At 40.4% G+C, this 17121-nt stretch carries 16 protein-coding genes and 1 pseudogene; all 17 read left to right on the top strand.

What is annotated here, in order from left to right:
- Nucleotides 1–28: 28 nt before the first annotated feature.
- The 17 genes and pseudogenes from rpoB to rpsC all read left to right on the top strand — a co-directional run bounded on the left by rpoB (nt 29) and on the right by rpsC (nt 17119).
- Nucleotides 29–3601 (top strand): DNA-directed RNA polymerase subunit beta, encoded by a 3573-nt coding sequence (rpoB, locus tag FRX54_RS05985; protein WP_146462073.1) that lies wholly within the window; start codon nt 29–31, stop codon nt 3599–3601.
- A gap of 85 nt (nt 3602–3686) precedes the next feature.
- A complete protein-coding gene (gene rpoC / locus FRX54_RS05980; protein WP_146462071.1) occupies nt 3687–7316 on the top strand; it encodes a DNA-directed RNA polymerase subunit beta' in 3630 nt (1209 codons plus the stop codon).
- Nucleotides 7317–7418: 102 nt separating this feature from the next.
- Nucleotides 7419–7781: a DUF1033 family protein gene (locus tag FRX54_RS05975; protein ID WP_146462069.1), complete on the top strand. Its 363-nt coding sequence runs from the start codon at nt 7419–7421 to the stop codon at nt 7779–7781.
- A 76-nt stretch (nt 7782–7857) separates the two neighbouring features.
- Nucleotides 7858–8811: a competence type IV pilus ATPase ComGA gene (comGA, locus tag FRX54_RS05970; protein ID WP_146462067.1), complete on the top strand. Its 954-nt coding sequence runs from the start codon at nt 7858–7860 to the stop codon at nt 8809–8811.
- Complete coding sequence (gene comGB / locus FRX54_RS05965) at nt 8723–9772, top strand: competence type IV pilus assembly protein ComGB (protein ID WP_146462065.1); 1050 nt, start codon at nt 8723–8725, stop codon at nt 9770–9772. The genes comGA and comGB overlap by 89 nt, the downstream gene beginning before the upstream one ends.
- A gap of 23 nt (nt 9773–9795) precedes the next feature.
- A complete protein-coding gene (comGC, locus tag FRX54_RS05960; RefSeq protein WP_315897723.1) occupies nt 9796–10110 on the top strand; it encodes a competence type IV pilus major pilin ComGC in 315 nt (104 codons plus the stop codon).
- Nucleotides 10061–10288, top strand: a pseudogene (locus FRX54_RS06420) (competence protein); the annotation flags it as partial. The gene comGC and the pseudogene FRX54_RS06420, both read left to right, overlap by 50 nt.
- An 11-nt stretch (nt 10289–10299) precedes the next feature.
- Nucleotides 10300–10635, top strand: coding sequence for a competence type IV pilus minor pilin ComGG (comGG, locus tag FRX54_RS05955; RefSeq protein WP_146462061.1), 336 nt, complete (start codon nt 10300–10302; stop codon nt 10633–10635).
- 193 nt (nt 10636–10828) lie between these two features.
- Nucleotides 10829–12610: a pyruvate oxidase gene (spxB, locus tag FRX54_RS05950; RefSeq protein WP_146462059.1), complete on the top strand. Its 1782-nt coding sequence runs from the start codon at nt 10829–10831 to the stop codon at nt 12608–12610.
- A 252-nt stretch (nt 12611–12862) separates the two neighbouring features.
- Nucleotides 12863–13171: a 30S ribosomal protein S10 gene (rpsJ, locus tag FRX54_RS05945; protein WP_146462057.1), complete on the top strand. Its 309-nt coding sequence runs from the start codon at nt 12863–12865 to the stop codon at nt 13169–13171.
- Nucleotides 13172–13276: 105 nt separating this feature from the next.
- Nucleotides 13277–13903 (top strand): 50S ribosomal protein L3, encoded by a 627-nt coding sequence (gene rplC, locus FRX54_RS05940; protein WP_146462055.1) that lies wholly within the window; start codon nt 13277–13279, stop codon nt 13901–13903.
- Between the two features lie 25 nt (nt 13904–13928).
- The gene (rplD, locus tag FRX54_RS05935; protein WP_146462053.1) at nt 13929–14552 is read left to right on the top strand and encodes a 50S ribosomal protein L4; all 624 of its coding nucleotides are present in this window, start codon (nt 13929–13931) and stop codon (nt 14550–14552) included.
- Nucleotides 14552–14848: a 50S ribosomal protein L23 gene (locus FRX54_RS05930; protein ID WP_146462052.1), complete on the top strand. Its 297-nt coding sequence runs from the start codon at nt 14552–14554 to the stop codon at nt 14846–14848. Before rplD ends, FRX54_RS05930 begins: the two co-directional genes overlap by 1 nt.
- Before the next feature lie 17 nt (nt 14849–14865).
- Complete coding sequence (gene rplB, locus FRX54_RS05925) at nt 14866–15699, top strand: 50S ribosomal protein L2 (RefSeq protein ID WP_146462050.1); 834 nt, start codon at nt 14866–14868, stop codon at nt 15697–15699.
- Between the two features lie 113 nt (nt 15700–15812).
- Nucleotides 15813–16094, top strand: coding sequence for a 30S ribosomal protein S19 (gene rpsS, locus FRX54_RS05920; RefSeq protein WP_000533766.1), 282 nt, complete (start codon nt 15813–15815; stop codon nt 16092–16094).
- A gap of 15 nt (nt 16095–16109) precedes the next feature.
- A complete protein-coding gene (rplV, locus tag FRX54_RS05915) occupies nt 16110–16454 on the top strand; it encodes a 50S ribosomal protein L22 (RefSeq protein ID WP_146462048.1) in 345 nt (114 codons plus the stop codon).
- Between the two features lie 11 nt (nt 16455–16465).
- A complete protein-coding gene (gene rpsC / locus FRX54_RS05910; RefSeq protein WP_146462047.1) occupies nt 16466–17119 on the top strand; it encodes a 30S ribosomal protein S3 in 654 nt (217 codons plus the stop codon).
- Nucleotides 17120–17121: the final 2 nt, after the last annotated feature.

Genomic DNA, 17121 nt, shown 5'->3' with positions numbered 1-17121 from the left:
AGATATTTCAATAAAAAGGAGCTAAATTTTGGCAGGACATGACGTTCAATACGGGAAACATCGTACCCGTCGTAGCTTTTCAAGAATCAAGGAAGTTCTTGATTTACCAAACTTAATTGAAATCCAAACTGACTCGTTTAAGGATTTCTTAGATAGTGGCTTAAAAGAAGTTTTTGAAGATGTACTTCCAATTACCAACTTTACCGACACCATGGAGTTGGAATTTGTTGGTTATGAGCTTAAACAACCAAAATACACTTTGGAAGAAGCACGTTCCCATGATGCTCATTATTCAGCACCGATTTTTGTCACCTTCCGTTTGGTTAATAAAGAAACTGGCGAAATTAAAACACAAGAAGTTTTCTTTGGTGATTTCCCATTGATGACAGAGATGGGAACATTCATCATCAACGGTGCAGAGCGTATCATCGTTTCTCAGTTGGTGCGTTCGCCAGGTGTTTATTTCAATGATAAGGTTGATAAAAATGGTAAAGTCGGCTATGGTTCAACAGTGATTCCTAACCGTGGAGCATGGTTGGAGTTGGAAACAGATGCCAAAGATATTGCCTATACTCGTATTGACCGTACGCGTAAGATTCCATTTACGACCTTGGTTCGTGCCCTTGGCTTTTCTGGTGATGATGAGATTATGGATATCTTTGGTGATAGCGAATTGGTTCGTAACACCATTGAAAAAGACATTCATAAAAATCCAAGTGATTCTCGTACTGATGAAGCTCTTAAAGAAATTTACGAACGTTTGCGTCCAGGTGAACCTAAGACAGCAGAAAGTTCACGCAGTCTTTTGATTGCTCGTTTCTTTGATGCGCGTCGTTATGATCTGGCTTCTGTGGGTCGCTATAAACTCAACAAAAAACTTAATGTTAAAACACGTTTGCTCAATCAAACCATCGCTGAAAACTTGGTAGATGCTGAAACTGGTGAAATTTTGGTTGAAGCAGGTACTGTCATGACTCGTAGTGTGATTGATAGCATTGCGGAACATTTGGATGGTGACTTGAACAAATTTATCTACACGCCAAATGATTTTGCTGTGTTGACAGAACCAGTTATCCTACAAAAATTCAAGGTTGTTGCACCAAAAGATCCAGATCGTGTGGTGACAATCGTCGGTAATGGTAATCCTGATGACAAGGTACGTGCCTTGACTACGGCTGACATTTTGGCTGAAATGAGTTATTTCCTCAATCTTGCTGAAGGTCTTGGTAAGGTTGACGATATTGACCACTTAGGTAACCGTCGTATCCGTGCAGTTGGTGAGTTGTTGGCTAACCAATTCCGTGTTGGTTTGGCTCGTATGGAACGTAATGTTCGTGAGCGTATGTCTGTTCAAGACAATGAAGCCCTAACACCACAACAAATCATTAACATTCGTCCAGTTACTGCAGCAGTCAAAGAATTCTTTGGTTCATCTCAATTATCACAATTCATGGATCAGCACAACCCATTGTCAGAGTTATCTCACAAGCGTCGTTTGTCAGCCTTAGGACCTGGTGGTTTGACGCGTGACCGTGCGGGTTATGAAGTTCGTGACGTGCATTACACTCACTATGGTCGTATGTGTCCGATTGAAACACCTGAGGGACCAAACATTGGTTTGATTAACAACTTGTCATCTTATGGTCATCTCAATAAATATGGTTTTATCCAAACACCATATCGCAAGGTTGACCGTGAAACAGGTGTCGTAACTAACGAAATCGTGTGGTTGACAGCTGATGAAGAAGATGAATACACTGTTGCCCAAGCTAATTCTAAATTGAATGAAGATGGTACATTTGCTGAAGAAATCGTCATGGGTCGTCATCAAGGTAACAACCAAGAGTTCCCTGCTAATATTGTTGACTATGTCGATGTATCGCCAAAACAGGTAGTTGCCGTTGCGACAGCATGTATTCCATTCTTGGAAAATGACGACTCAAACCGTGCCCTTATGGGTGCCAACATGCAACGTCAGGCAGTTCCATTGATTGATCCACATGCTCCTTATGTTGGAACAGGTATGGAATATCAAGCCGCTCATGATTCGGGAGCAGCTGTGATTGCACAACATGATGGTCGAGTGACTTATTCTGATGCGGATAAGGTCGAAGTTCGTCGTGAAGATGGTAGTCTTGATGTTTATCATATTACGAAATTCCGTCGTTCAAACTCAGGAACTGCTTACAACCAACGTACCTTGGTTAAGGTGGGTGATTTGGTTGAAAAAGGTGACTTTATCGCAGATGGCCCATCTATGGAAAATGGTGAAATGGCACTTGGTCAAAACCCAATCGTTGCCTACATGACATGGGAAGGTTACAACTTCGAGGATGCGGTCATCATGAGTGAACGCTTGGTTAAAGAAGATGTTTATACGTCTGTTCATTTAGAAGAATATGAAAGTGAAACGCGTGATACCAAGTTAGGCCCTGAAGAAATTACTCGTGAAATTCCAAATGTGGGTGAAGATGCCCTGAAAGATTTGGATGAGATGGGGATTATCCGTATTGGTGCCGAAGTTAAAGAAGGTGACATCCTAGTTGGTAAGGTCACACCTAAGGGTGAAAAAGATCTTTCAGCTGAAGAGCGTTTGCTTCATGCCATTTTTGGTGACAAATCACGCGAAGTGCGTGATACGTCATTGCGTGTTCCACATGGTGGTGACGGGATTGTCCGTGACGTTAAAATCTTTACTCGTGCTAACGGAGATGAACTTCAATCAGGTGTCAACATGTTAGTTCGTGTTTACATCGCTCAAAAACGTAAGATTAAGGTCGGCGATAAGATGGCGGGACGCCACGGAAACAAGGGTGTCGTGTCACGTATTGTTCCAGTCGAAGACATGCCATATCTACCAGATGGCACACCAGTTGATATCATGTTGAACCCGCTTGGTGTACCATCACGGATGAATATCGGTCAGGTTATGGAACTTCACTTGGGAATGGCAGCTCGTAACCTAGGTATTCATATTGCAACGCCAGTCTTTGACGGTGCAACATCAGAAGATCTTTGGGCAACTGTTAAAGAAGCCGGTATGGATAGCGATGCCAAGACTATTCTTTATGACGGTCGTACTGGTGAACCATTTGAAAACCGTGTGTCTGTCGGTGTCATGTACATGATCAAACTTCACCACATGGTTGATGATAAACTTCATGCTCGTTCAACTGGACCATACTCATTGGTAACGCAACAACCACTTGGTGGTAAAGCACAATTTGGTGGTCAACGTTTCGGTGAGATGGAGGTTTGGGCGCTTGAAGCCTACGGTGCTTCAAATGTCTTGCAAGAAATCTTGACTTACAAGTCAGATGATGTGACGGGTCGTCTTAAAGCATACGAGGCTATTACTAAAGGTAAACCAATTCCAAAACCAGGTGTACCAGAATCCTTCCGTGTCCTTGTAAAAGAATTGCAATCATTAGGTCTTGACATGCGTGTCCTAGATGAGGACAACTTAGAAGTTGAACTTCGTGACCTAGATGAAGGTGAAGATGATGATGTCATGCACGTTGAAGAATTGGAAAGAGCTCGTGAGCGTCAAGTTCGTGAATTAGCTCAAGCTGATCAACAAGAAGAAACTAATGAAGTATAGGATAAGTTAGTCTTATCTAGAAAAATAATCAAGGATGAGAACTTTCTCATTCTTGGTCTTTGATTTAAGAAGAAAGGTAAATCTAGTGGTTGATGTAAATCGTTTTAAAAGTATGCAGATTACTTTAGCTTCGCCAAACAAGGTCCGCTCGTGGTCTTACGGTGAGGTTAAAAAACCTGAAACCATTAACTATCGTACCCTAAAACCAGAACGTGAAGGACTCTTCGATGAGGTCATCTTTGGTCCAACAAAAGACTGGGAATGTGCTTGTGGTAAGTACAAACGCATTCGCTATAAGGGGATTGTCTGTGACCGTTGTGGTGTCGAAGTGACTCGCGCCAAGGTTCGTCGTGAACGTATGGGGCATATCGAATTAAAAGCTCCTGTTTCACATATTTGGTATTTTAAGGGTATTCCAAGCCGTATGGGCTTGACGCTTGATATGAGTCCACGTGCCTTAGAAGAAGTGATCTACTTTGCTGCTTATGTGGTTATTGATCCTATGGAAACACCGCTTGAGCCAAAATCTCTGTTAACTGAACGTGAATACCGTGAAAAACTAATGGAATACGGTCATGGTTCTTTTGTAGCTAAGATGGGTGCTGAAGCCATTCAAGATTTGTTAAAACGTGTTGATTTAGAAGCTGAAATTGCGAGTTTGAAAGAAGAGCTTCGTACAGCTTCAGGTCAAAAACGAATCAAGGCGATTCGCCGCTTGGATGTTCTGGATGCCTTCCATAAATCAGGTAACAAACCTGAATGGATGATTTTGAATATCTTGCCTGTCTTACCACCAGACCTACGTCCTATGGTGCAGTTAGATGGTGGTCGTTTTGCAGCTAGTGACTTGAATGATCTTTATCGTCGTGTCATCAATCGTAACAATCGTTTGGCTCGTCTTTTGGAGTTAAATGCTCCAGGCATTATCGTTCAAAATGAAAAACGGATGCTTCAAGAAGCTGTCGATGCCTTGATTGACAATGGTCGTCGTGGTCGTCCAATTACGGGTCCAGGTAGCCGTCCACTGAAATCTTTAAGCCATATGCTTAAAGGGAAACAAGGACGTTTCCGTCAAAACTTGCTTGGTAAACGTGTCGATTTCTCAGGTCGTTCGGTTATCGCCGTTGGTCCAACTCTAAAAATGTACCAATGTGGTGTTCCGCGTGAGATGGCGATTGAATTGTTCAAACCATTTGTGATGCGTGAGATTGTTGCGCGTGAATATGCAGGTAACGTCAAGGCAGCCAAGCGTATGGTTGAGCGTGGTGATGAGCGTATTTGGGACATTTTAGAAGAAGTGATTAAAGAACATCCAGTTCTTCTTAACCGTGCCCCTACCCTTCACCGTTTGGGTATTCAAGCTTTTGAACCAGTTCTAATTGATGGTCGAGCGTTGCGTTTGCACCCACTGGTTTGTGAGGCCTACAACGCCGACTTTGATGGTGACCAAATGGCGATTCACGTGCCATTGTCTGAAGAAGCACAAGCAGAAGCACGCCTATTGATGTTGGCGGCTGAGCATATCCTTAACCCTAAAGATGGAAAACCAGTTGTTACACCGTCACAGGATATGGTTTTGGGTAACTACTATTTGACAATGGAAGATGCTGGTCGTGAAGGTGAGGGCATGGTCTTTAAGGATCGTGATGAAGCAGTTATGGCTTATCGCAATGGTTATGTTCATCTTCATAGCCGTGTGGGTATCGCTGTTGACAGTATGCCAAATAAACCTTGGACTGATGAACAACGTCATAAGATTATGATTACGACGGTTGGTAAAATTCTCTTTAATGATATTATTCCAGATGAATTACCATATCTCCAAGAACCAACAAATGCCAACTTGACTGATAAAACACCGGACAAGTACTTCTTGACGCCAGGAGCGGATATTAAATCAGCTATCGCAGAACTTGAGCTTAATTTGCCGTTCAAGAAGAAAAATCTTGGAAATATCATCGCAGAAACCTTCAAGCGTCTAAGAACAACGGAAACATCAGCCTTCCTTGACCGTTTGAAAGATTTGGGTTACTACCATTCAACCTTGGCAGGTTTGACAGTAGGTATTGCAGATATTCCCGTTATTGATAACAAGCAAGAAATTGTTGACATTGCTCACCATAAGGTAGAAGAAATTAACCAATCTTTCCGTCTAGGTTTGATGACAGAAGATGATCGCTACTTAGCCGTTACAGGAACTTGGCGTGATGCTAAAGAAGAGTTGGAAAAACGCTTGGTAGAAACGCAAGATCCGAAAAATCCAATCGTTATGATGATGGACTCAGGAGCCCGTGGTAACATCTCTAACTTCTCTCAATTAGCGGGGATGCGTGGTTTGATGGCTGCACCAAATGGACGTATCATGGAGTTGCCAATCCTATCTAACTTCCGTGAAGGTTTGTCTGTTTTGGAAATGTTCTTCTCAACCCATGGTGCTCGTAAAGGGATGACTGATACGGCCCTTAAGACAGCCGATTCAGGTTACTTGACACGTCGTTTGGTTGATGTGGCTCAAGATGTTATTATCCGTGAGGACGACTGTGGTACTGATCGTGGTTTGAGCATTACCTCAATTACTGATGGTAAAGAAGTCACTGAAACATTGGAAGAGCGTCTGCAAGGTCGTTATACTAAGAAGTCAGTTAAACATCCAGAAACAAACGAAGTCATTATTGGAGCTGATCAGTTGATCACTGAAGATATGGCAGCAACGATTGTTAATGCAGGTGTAGAAGAAGTGACTATCCGTTCAGTCTTTACATGTAAAACACGCTATGGTGTTTGTCGTCATTGTTATGGTATCAACTTGGCGACAGGTGATGCTGTTGAAGTTGGTGAAGCAGTTGGTACGATTGCTGCGCAATCTATCGGTGAGCCAGGTACTCAGTTGACCATGCGTACTTTCCATACCGGAGGGGTTGCCTCAAATACCGACATCACTCAAGGTTTACCTCGTATTCAAGAGATTTTTGAAGCTCGTAATCCAAAAGGTGAGGCAGTCATCACTGAGGTTAAAGGTGAAGTGATTGATATTGAAGAAGATTCATCAACTCGTACCAAGAAAGTTTACGTTAAAGGTGACACTGGAATGGGTGAATACGTCGTGCCATTTACTGCCCGCATGAAAGTGGAAGTCGGTGATATGGTCCAACGTGGTTCGGCGTTAACAGAAGGTTCAATTCAGCCGAAACGTTTGTTAGAAGTTCGTGACATGTTGTCTGTTGAAACCTATCTATTGGCTGAGGTGCAAAAAGTTTACCGTAGCCAAGGGGTAGAAATCGGTGACAAACATATCGAGGTAATGGTTCGTCAAATGTTGCGTAAGGTTCGTATCATGGATCCAGGTGACACTGATTTACTTCCAGGTACCTTGATGGATATTTCTGACTTTACAGATGCCAATAAAGATATTGTAATTTCTGGTGGTATTCCAGCGACAAGTCGTCCTGTCTTGATGGGAATTACCAAGGCATCTCTTGAAACTAACTCCTTCCTATCAGCAGCATCCTTCCAAGAAACAACTCGTGTCTTGACCGATGCAGCTATCCGTGGTAAGAAAGATCATCTTCTTGGTCTTAAAGAAAATGTTATTATCGGTAAGATTATCCCAGCGGGTACTGGTATGGCTCGTTACCGTAACATTGAACCACAAGCCGTCAATGAAATGATTGAAAACGTTGATGCTGAAACAGAAGTTGAAGTGGTATCAGAATAAGCTAAAAACAACTAGGGGGACACCTAGTTGTTTTTTGATGAGCAAGTTAGTTTATTTATTGGAAAAGACAAGGTATAATGGGACAAATAAGAAGGGGGAAGTATGTATCAAGTTATAAAAATGTATGGTAATATGGAACCTTGGTGGTTTTTTGAGGACTGGAAAGAGAATATTGTTGCGGTTAAAGAATTTGAAAACTATTACCAAGCACTGAAATATTACAAGAAAGAATGGTTTAGTTTATTTCAAAAGAAGTCCTACTTTAATAGTAGAAATTCCATTATGTCAGCTTTTTGGGATCAGACAGATAATATTTGGTGTACGGATTGTAACGATTATTTGCAACAGTATCATTCAGTTGTCTTATTGAAAGATTGGAAGGAAATTCCTAAAGCTTGGAAACGCCCAGGTTATGAAATGGCTGGCAGAACCTCTCATTACAATGTCTATCTCAACAATAATTAAAAGATTGGTTTTGACCAATCTTTTTTATTTGCTTAAATCACAGCTTCTTTACGAATAGATAGATAAGGAGGTCAAGATGGTACAAAAATTAGCACAAGAAATCATCCAAGAAGCAGTTAAGCAACAAGTGCAAGATCTTTATCTGTTACCCCAAAATACCAGTTATGAGCTTTATTTTAGAATAAAAGATCGGCTTTCTTTTCAAAGCAACTACCCAAAGGAGCAAACTCAAGCCTTAATCAGTCATTTTAAGTTTCTAGCAGGGATGAATGTGGGTGAACGCCGACGGATTCAACTGGGCTCTTGTGACTATGATTATGGAGGTCAACGCCTAGCTTCTTTAAGGTTATCTACAGTTGGTGATTATTGTGGGCGAGAAAGTTTGGTTATTCGTTTACTTTTTGATGGTCTGCGTCAGTTAGTTTATCATTTTGATGGCATAGCAGAATTGTTGCCACAAATCAAAGAACGTGGCTTGTATCTTTTTTCGGGACCTGTTGGTTCAGGTAAAACCACCTTGATGTATCAGTTGGTAGCAGAGAAATTTCCAGATCAGCAAATCATCACGATTGAAGATCCTGTTGAAATTAAACAAGACCAGATGTTGCAACTGCAATTAAATGAGAGTATTGGCTTAACTTATGACAATTTAATTAAGTTATCCTTACGACATCGACCGGATGTGTTGATTATTGGTGAAATTAGGGATAGTCAGACTGCTCGAGCAGTGGTTCGAGCGAGTTTAACAGGGGCTATCGTGTTTTCTACCGTTCATGCTAAAAGCATTGCTGGTGTTTATAGTCGCTTGTTAGAATTAGGTGTTTCTCGTGATGAATTGGAAAATGCCTTATGTGGCATTGCCTATCAGCGTTTGATTGGGGGAGGAGGTGTTATTGATTTTGCAACTAAGGACTTTGAAACTCACGATTCTAGCCAATGGAATGAGAAAATTCAACAACTCTATCAGGCAGGTCTTATTTCTCAAACAGAAGCAGAGAGAGAAAAAATTACCGCTGAAGCAACAACGTAAGGTTATCCAACTTTTCCACAACCTGTTGATAAGTGGGTTTACATTAACGGAAATTGTTGATTTTTTAGGCCGTAGTCAACTGTTGAAAGGTTATCATATTGAGCAAATGCGTCAGGGACTTCTAGCTGGAGGTAACCTTTCTAATATTATGGCTAATTTGGGGTTTTCAGATAATGTTGTGACTCAATTGTCCTTGGCTGATTATCATGGTGATGTTCAAGCTAGTATGTCAAAAATAGAGCGTTATTTAGCCAATTTACTCTTGGTAAGAAAGAAGATTATAGAAGTAGCGACTTATCCCATTATTTTATTACTTTTTTTGACACTGATAATGTTAGGTTTGAAAGAATACTTGTTACCACAACTGGCAGAGAATTCAGATAATATTGCCATGACATTACTTAACAATTTTCCGACTATCTTTTTAAGTTTGATGTTATGTTTGATGGTTAGTGTTTTTTTACTTTGTTTTTACAGTAGAAAAATACCTAAAATAATGCTAGTTAGCAAAATTAGTCACTTACCTTTTATTGGTTTGTTAACAAAGTATTATTTAACGGCTTATTATGCAAGGGAATGGGGAAATCTGATTGGTCAAGGATTAGAGTTGGTTCAGTTGGTCAGCATCATGCAAGAACAAAAATCTCAGCTTTTTCGTGAAATTGGGAGAGATTTAGAAAAACGCTTAGTGGCAGGGGAGAGTTTTCATCATATTGTGCTAAGTTATCCTTTCTTTTTAACAGAGTTGTCGCTCATGATTGAATATGGACAAGTGAAGTCTAAGTTGGGTACGGAATTAACAATTTATGCTGAAGAAATTTGGGAACGATTTTTCAGTAAACTACATCGTGCGACCCAGTTGATTCAACCGCTTGTCTTTATCTTGGTAGCTGTAGTGATTATTATGATTTATGCTGCCATGCTTTTACCAATGTATCAAAATATGGAGGTTAATTTTTAATGAAAGATAATGTGAATAAATTTGTGAATAAGTTATTGAAACTGAAAGCTAGAGGGTTCACTCTTGTGGAAATGTTAATCGTGCTGGTTATTATTAGTGTGTTACTCTTACTTTTTGTCCCCAACCTTAGTCAACAAAAAGATAAGATTAAAGATACTGGTAATGCAGCTGTTGTTAAGGTTGTTGAAAGTCAGGCGGAGCTTTATGAACTAACAGCCAGCGACCAAGCCAGCTTAGGAAAGTTGGTTGATACGGGTCACATTACTCAAAAGCAGGCGGAGTCTTATAATGATTATTATCGTAAAGCTGACCAAGGCATTCGTAAAGTGCCGAACTAGAGCCTTTACTTTGTTAGAAAGTTTGTGTGTCTTGTTGGTGACTAGTTTTTTGTTGATTAGTTTGTCTGGTTCAGTTAAGGGAGTTTTTACTCGTGTGCAAGAAGAACTGTTTTTTCTATCTTTTGAGCAGTTATATCGACAGACTCAAAATTTATCAATTAGTCGACAGAAGGAAATGCTCTCTTGTTGATGGCGATTTTTGCCCAGTTGTTACAATTTTATTTGAATCAGGCTTTGGCGAGTCAAAAACAGTACCAAGCCTTGTTAAATAATAGTAAGGCATATATTATGGCAGAACTGGCTAAAAATATCGATCAAGATAATGGCGATATACAATTTACAACAGGACAGGTCACTTATCAAACCCACCAAGAAAAAAAGACCGTTACCGTCACGCTAACCAACCAAGACGTTTACAATTATCAGTTTTTGAGACAAGCTAATCAGTCGAGTAAGGAAAAAACGATTATTGAGCAAAAAGAGGCGACAAAAGATGTTCAACCAAGTAGTGAAGCTTCAAATTAGTTACAACCTGTGGCTTATTTAATGCTTAGTGGAGTATAACTAATCATAATAGAAAAAGTTACTGTGTATTTTTAAGAGTTATTAGTGTATTTTTTTAATAAAATATGGTATGATATTCATGTAGGGTTCTACAAGCGTTTTCAAGTTTGAGAGAGCCGTAACACTTTTATTATTTTTAAAGAGGAGACTTTCTATGAGTCAAGGTAAAATCACTGCTTCTGCAGCTATGCTCAATGTCTTAAAGACTTGGGGTGTTGACACAATCTATGGTATTCCTTCAGGAACATTGAGTTCACTGATGGATGCTCTTGCTGAAGATAAAGATATCCGTTTCTTGCAAGTTCGTCATGAAGAAACTGGTTCTCTTGCAGCATTGATGCAAACTAAATTTGGTGGATCAATTGGTGTCTGCGTGGGTTCTGGTGGACCAGGTGCAACTCACTTGATTAACGGTATCTACGATGCAGCTATGGATGCCACTCCAATGCTTGCTATTCTTGGTTCACGTCCAGTTACTGAGTTGAACATGGATGCTTTCCAAGAGTTGAACCAAAACCCAATGTACAATGGTGTTGCAGTTTACAACAAACGTGTTGCTTATGCTGAGCAATTACCAAAAATAATTGACGACGCTTGCCGTGCTGCGATCGCTAAAAAAGGTCCAGCAGTTGTTGAAATTCCTGTTAACTTTGGTTTCACAGAAATTGATGCAGATTCATACTACGGTTCAGGTACTTACGACCGCACATTTGTTGCTCCAGCTTTGAATGAAGTTGAAATCAATAAAGCAGTTGAAATCTTGAACAACGCTAAACGTCCAGTTATTTATTCTGGTTTCGGTGGTGTTGGTGCTGGTGAAGTTGTTACTGAACTATCTCGTAAAATTAAAGCACCAATCATTACAACTGGTAAAAATTTTGAAGCTTTCGAGTGGAACTATGAAGGTTTGACTGGTTCTGCTTACCGTGTTGGTTGGAAATCAGCTAACGAAGTTATCTTTGAAGCTGACACAGTCCTTTTCATGGGTTGTAACTTCCCATTCTCAGAAGTTTACAACACATTCAAGAATGTTGAAAAATTCATCCAAGTGGATATTGATCCTTACAAACTTGGTAAACGTCATGCACTTGATGCGTCTATCCTTGGTGATGTGAAAGAAGCAGCTCAAGCAATTCTTGACAAAGTTAATCCAGTAGAATCAACACCATGGTGGAGAGCTGTTGTTAAAAACAACCAAAACTGGCGTGATTACATGAACAAGCTTGAAGGTAAAACGGAAGGCGAATTGCAATTGTATCAAGTTTACAATGCAATCAACAAATACGCTGATGAAAATGCAATCTACTCAATTGATGTTGGTAACTCAACACAAACATCTACTCGTCACTTGCACATGACACCTAAGAACATGTGGCGTACTTCTCCATTGTTCGCAACAATGGGTATCGCTCTTCCTGGTGGTATTGCTGCTAAGAAAGACAATCCAGATCGTCAAGTATGGAACATCATGGGTGACGGTGCATTCGGTATGTGCTACCCAGACGTGATTACTAACGTTCAATACAACCTTCCAGTAATCAACGTTGTCTTCTCAAATGCTGAGTATGCCTTCATCAAGAACAAATATGAAGACACAAATAAACACTTGTTTGGTGTTGACTTCACAAACCCAGACTACAAGATGATTGCTGAAGCACAAGGTGCAGTAGGCTTTACAGTAAACCGTATTGAAGATATTGATGCTGTAGTTAAGGAAGCTGTTGAGTTGAACAAACAAGGTAAGACTGTTGTGATTGATGCTCGCATCACTCAACATCGTCCAATTCCAGTAGAAGCACCTGAAATGAAATTAGAACCAAAAGCATTCTCTGCTGAAGAGATTGCAGCCTTCAAAGAAAAATATGAGGCAGAAGAATTGGTACCATTCAGTGCTTACTTGGCTGAAGAAGGACTTGAGTCACGTAACTACAAATAAGCCTACATATTATGATATTTAAAGTCTGAGAGTTTTCTCAGGCTTTTTTTGTTTTAATAAATTTTGTTAAAAACCAAATATATCTCTTGCAATGTCATATAGAATGTGTTATTCTATATAAAGTGCTGTAAAAAACAGCCTTAGCTTTGATGCAAGAGGTTGCGACACGCTCGGTTGCATTGCCACGCAACGCTGTCGGTTTTCTTGTGGAGCTAGCCTATTATCTTAAATAGACGAAAAAAGGAGACAAAGATGGCAAACAAAAAAATCCGTATCCGTTTGAAAGCTTACGAACATCGTACGCTTGATACAGCGGCAGCTAAAATTGTAGAAACAGCTACACGCACAGGTGCAACAGTTGCTGGACCAGTTCCACTTCCAACTGAACGTAGCCTTTATACAATTATTCGTGCGACTCACAAATATAAAGATTCTCGTGAGCAATTTGAAATGCGTACTCACAAACGTCTTATTGATATTGTGAATCCAACTCAAAAAACAGTTGACGCCCTAATGAAGCTTGATCTTCCAAGTGGTGTTAACGTAGAAATCAAACTTTAATTTTGATTGAGAGCATGAAAAACGCTCGTTAAAAACTTTTTTGAGCATAAAAAACGCTCATAAAAAACTTTTTGCAATAAAAATAAGTAAAGGAAATATTTTCTCATGACAAAAGGAATCTTAGGGAAAAAAGTGGGAATGACTCAAATCTTCACTGAAGCTGGTGAATTTATCCCTGTAACTGTCATTGAAGCAACTCCAAACGTGGTTCTTCAAGTGAAAACTGTTGAAACTGATGGCTACCAAGCTGTTCAAGTTGGTTTTGATGACAAACGTGAAGTATTGAGCAACAAACCTGCCAAAGGCCATGTCGCTAAAGCAGACACAGCTCCTAAGCGCTTCATTCGTGAATTCAAAAACATCGAAGGCTTGGAAGTTGGTCAAGAAATTACTGTAGAAACATTCGCAGCTGGAGATGTTGTTGACGTTACTGGAACATCTAAAGGTAAAGGTTTCCAAGGTGTTATCAAACGCCACGGTCAATCACGCGGGCCAATGGCTCACGGTTCTCGCTACCATCGTCGTCCAGGTTCTATGGGACCTGTTGCACCTAACCGTGTTTTCAAAAACAAACGTTTGGCAGGACGTATGGGTGGTAACCGTGTGACTATCCAAAATCTTGAAGTTGTTCAAGTTGTTCCAGAAAAAAATGTTATTCTTATCAAAGGTAACGTGCCTGGTGCTAAGAAATCTCTTATCACTATCAAATCAGCAATTAAAGCTGGTAAATAATTAAGGAAAGGGGAAAACAGTTAAAATGGCAAACGTAAAACTATTTGACCAAACTGGTAAAGAAGTTAGCACAGTTGAACTTAATGACGCTATCTTCGGTATTGAACCAAACGAATCAGTGGTCTTTGATGTTGTAATCAGTCAACGTGCTAGCCTTCGTCAAGGTACACATGCCGTGAAAAATCGTGCAGCAGTATCAGGCGGTGGTCGCAAGCCATGGCGTCAAAAAGGAACTGGTCGTGCACGTCACGGTTCAATCCGTTCACCGCAATGGCGTGGTGGTGGTGTTGTCTTTGGACCAACTCCACGTTCATACGGCTACAAACTTCCACAAAAAGTACGTCGTCTTGCATTGAAGTCAGTTTACTCAGCAAAAGTTGCTGAAGATAAATTTGTAGCAGTTGAAGCACTTTCATTTGCAGCACCAAAAACTGCTGAATTTGCAACAGTTCTTTCAGCTCTTAGCATCGATTCAAAAGTACTTGTTATTCTTGAAGAAGGAAATGAATTTGCAGCACTTTCTGCACGTAACCTTCCAAATGTTAAAGTTGCAACAGCAACAACTGCAAGTGTTCTTGATATCGTAAACGCAGATAAACTTCTTGTTACTAAAGAAGCAATCTCTACTATCGAGGAGGTTCTTGCATAATGAACTTGTATGATGTAATTAAAAAACCTGTTATCACAGAAAAATCTATGATTGCTCTTGAATCAGGTAAATATACTTTTGAAGTAGATACACGTGCACATAAATTGTTGATCAAACAAGCAGTGGAAGCTGCATTTGAAGGCGTTAAGGTTGCAAGTGTTAACACAGTTACTGTAAAACCAAAACAAAAACGTGTTGGACGTTTTGTTGGTTTCACAAACAAAACTAAAAAAGCTATCATCACTCTTACAGCTGATTCAAAAGCAATCGAGTTGTTTGCAGCTGAAGCGGAATAATCTAAGGAGGAACTATCGTGGGTATTAAAGTATATAAACCAACGACAAATGGCCGTCGTAACATGACTTCTTTGGATTTTGCTGAAATCACTACAAGCACTCCAGAGAAATCATTGCTTGCTCCATTGAAAAGCAAAGCTGGTCGTAACAACAACGGTCGCATCACTGTTCGTCACCAAGGTGGTGGACACAAACGTCATTACCGTTTGATTGACTTCAAACGTAACAAAGATGGTGTTGAAGCAGTTGTTAAGACAATCGAGTATGATCCAAACCGTACAGCTAACATCGCTCTTGTACATTACACTGACGGTGTTAAAGCTTACATCATTGCACCAAAAGGTCTTGAAGTAGGTCAACGTATCGTTTCAGGTCCAGATGCGGATATTAAAGTCGGAAATGCACTTCCACTTGCAAATATCCCAGTTGGTACAGTGATTCACAACATTGAGTTGAAACCAGGTAAAGGTGCTGAGTTGGTTCGTGCTGCTGGCACATCTGCTCAAGTGTTGGGTCAAGAAGGTAAATACGTTCTTGTTCGCCTTCAATCAGGTGAAGTTCGTATGATTCTTGGTGCTTGTCGTGCGACTGTTGGTACAGTTGGTAACGAGCAACAATCACTTGTTAACATTGGTAAAGCTGGTCGTAACCGTTGGAAAGGCGTTCGTCCTACTGTCCGCGGTTCTGTAATGAACCCTAACGATCACCCACACGGTGGTGGTGAAGGTAAAGCGCCAGTTGGTCGTAAGGCACCATCTACTCCATGGGGCAAACCTGCTCTTGGTCTTAAAACTCGTAACAAGAAAGCTAAATCAGACAAACTTATTGTTCGTCGTCGTAACGAGAAATAATTTTATAGGTGCTTAAAAACATCTAACATCCGCCAGCTCGGTAGGGTAGATAAGATGTTAGTCTTATTTATCCAAGCCGTTGTGGTACAGATTTTAAAGGAGAATACTAATTCATGGGACGCAGTCTTAAAAAAGGACCTTTCGTCGATGAGCATTTGATGAAAAAAGTTGAAGCTCAAGCTAATGACGAAAAGAAAAAAGTAATTAAAACTTGGTCACGTCGTTCAACGATTTTCCCAAGTTTCATTGGTTATACAATCGCAGTTTATGATGGACGTAAACATGTGCCTGTTTACATTCAAGAGGACATGGTAGGTCACAAACTTGGTGAATTTGCACCAACTCGTACTTACAAAGGTCACGCAGCAGACGACAAGAAAACACGTCGTAAATAATAGGAGGAGGACACAATGGCAGAAATTACTTCAGCTAAAGCAATGGCTCGTACAGTCCGTGTTTCACCTCGTAAAACACGTCTTGTTCTTGATCTCATTCGTGGGAAACACGTTGCTGATGCAATCGCAATCTTGAAATTCACACCAAACAAAGCTGCACGCGTTATTGAGAAAACATTGAACTCAGCAATCGCAAATGCAGAAAACAACTTTGGCTTGGAAAAAGCTAACTTGGTAGTGTCTGAAACTTTCGCTAACGAAGGACCAACAATGAAACGTTTCCGTCCACGTGCTAAAGGTTCAGCTTCACCAATCAACAAACGCACAACACACATCACAGTAGTTGTGTCAGAAAAATAGGAGGTAAAATCGTGGGTCAAAAAGTACATCCAATTGGTATGCGTGTCGGAATCATCCGTGACTGGGATGCGAAATGGTATGCTGAAAAAGAATACGCGGATTACCTTCATGAGGATCTTGCAATCCGTAAATTCATCAACAAGGAATTGGCTGATGCGTCAGTTTCTACAATCGAAATCGAACGTGCAGTAAATAAGGTTATCGTATCACTTCACACTGCTAAACCAGGTATGGTTATCGGTAAAGGTGGTGCTAACGTTGATGCACTTCGTGCTAAGTTGAACAAAATGACTGGAAAACAAGTTCACATCAACATCGTTGAAATCAAGTCTCCAGATTTGGATGCTCACCTTGTTGGTGAAAGCATTGCTCGTCAATTAGAGCAACGTGTTGCTTTCCGTCGTGCACAAAAACAAGCAATCCAACGTACAATGCGTGCAGGAGCTAAAGGAATCAAAACTCAAGTATCAGGTCGTTTGAATGGTGCAGATATTGCCCGTGCAGAAGGTTACTCTGAGGGAACTGTTCCACTTCATACGCTTCGTGCAGATATTGATTACGCTTGGGAAGAAGCGGATACTACTTACGGTAAACTAGGTGTTAAAGTTTGGATTTACCGTGGAGAAGTTCTTCCAGCTCGTAAAGACACTAAAGGAGGCAAATAACA

Source organism: Streptococcus sp. sy004 (assembly GCF_007859205.1).
In the GTDB taxonomy this organism is placed as follows: domain Bacteria; phylum Bacillota; class Bacilli; order Lactobacillales; family Streptococcaceae; genus Streptococcus.
Note: the sequence above shows the minus strand (reverse complement) of the source record. Positions and strands in the feature narration are given on the sequence as shown.

Bases quoted from the DNA above. Each gene is read 5' to 3' on its own strand.
- rplC (WP_146462055.1), top strand. From the start codon at position 13,277: ATGACAAAAGGAATCTTAGGGAAAAAAGTGGGAATGACTCAAATCTTC.
- FRX54_RS05930 (WP_146462052.1), top strand. From the start codon at position 14,552: ATGAACTTGTATGATGTAATTAAAAAACCTGTTATCACAGAAAAATCT.
- spxB (WP_146462059.1), top strand. From the start codon at position 10,829: ATGAGTCAAGGTAAAATCACTGCTTCTGCAGCTATGCTCAATGTCTTA.
- comGA (WP_146462067.1), top strand. From the start codon at position 7,858: ATGGTACAAAAATTAGCACAAGAAATCATCCAAGAAGCAGTTAAGCAA.
- comGG (WP_146462061.1), top strand. From the start codon at position 10,300: ATGGCGATTTTTGCCCAGTTGTTACAATTTTATTTGAATCAGGCTTTG.
- rpsJ (WP_146462057.1), top strand. From the start codon at position 12,863: ATGGCAAACAAAAAAATCCGTATCCGTTTGAAAGCTTACGAACATCGT.
- comGB (WP_146462065.1), top strand. From the start codon at position 8,723: ATGAGAAAATTCAACAACTCTATCAGGCAGGTCTTATTTCTCAAACAG.
- rplD (WP_146462053.1), top strand. From the start codon at position 13,929: ATGGCAAACGTAAAACTATTTGACCAAACTGGTAAAGAAGTTAGCACA.
- FRX54_RS05975 (WP_146462069.1), top strand. From the start codon at position 7,419: ATGTATCAAGTTATAAAAATGTATGGTAATATGGAACCTTGGTGGTTT.
- rplV (WP_146462048.1), top strand. From the start codon at position 16,110: ATGGCAGAAATTACTTCAGCTAAAGCAATGGCTCGTACAGTCCGTGTT.
- rpsS (WP_000533766.1), top strand. From the start codon at position 15,813: ATGGGACGCAGTCTTAAAAAAGGACCTTTCGTCGATGAGCATTTGATG.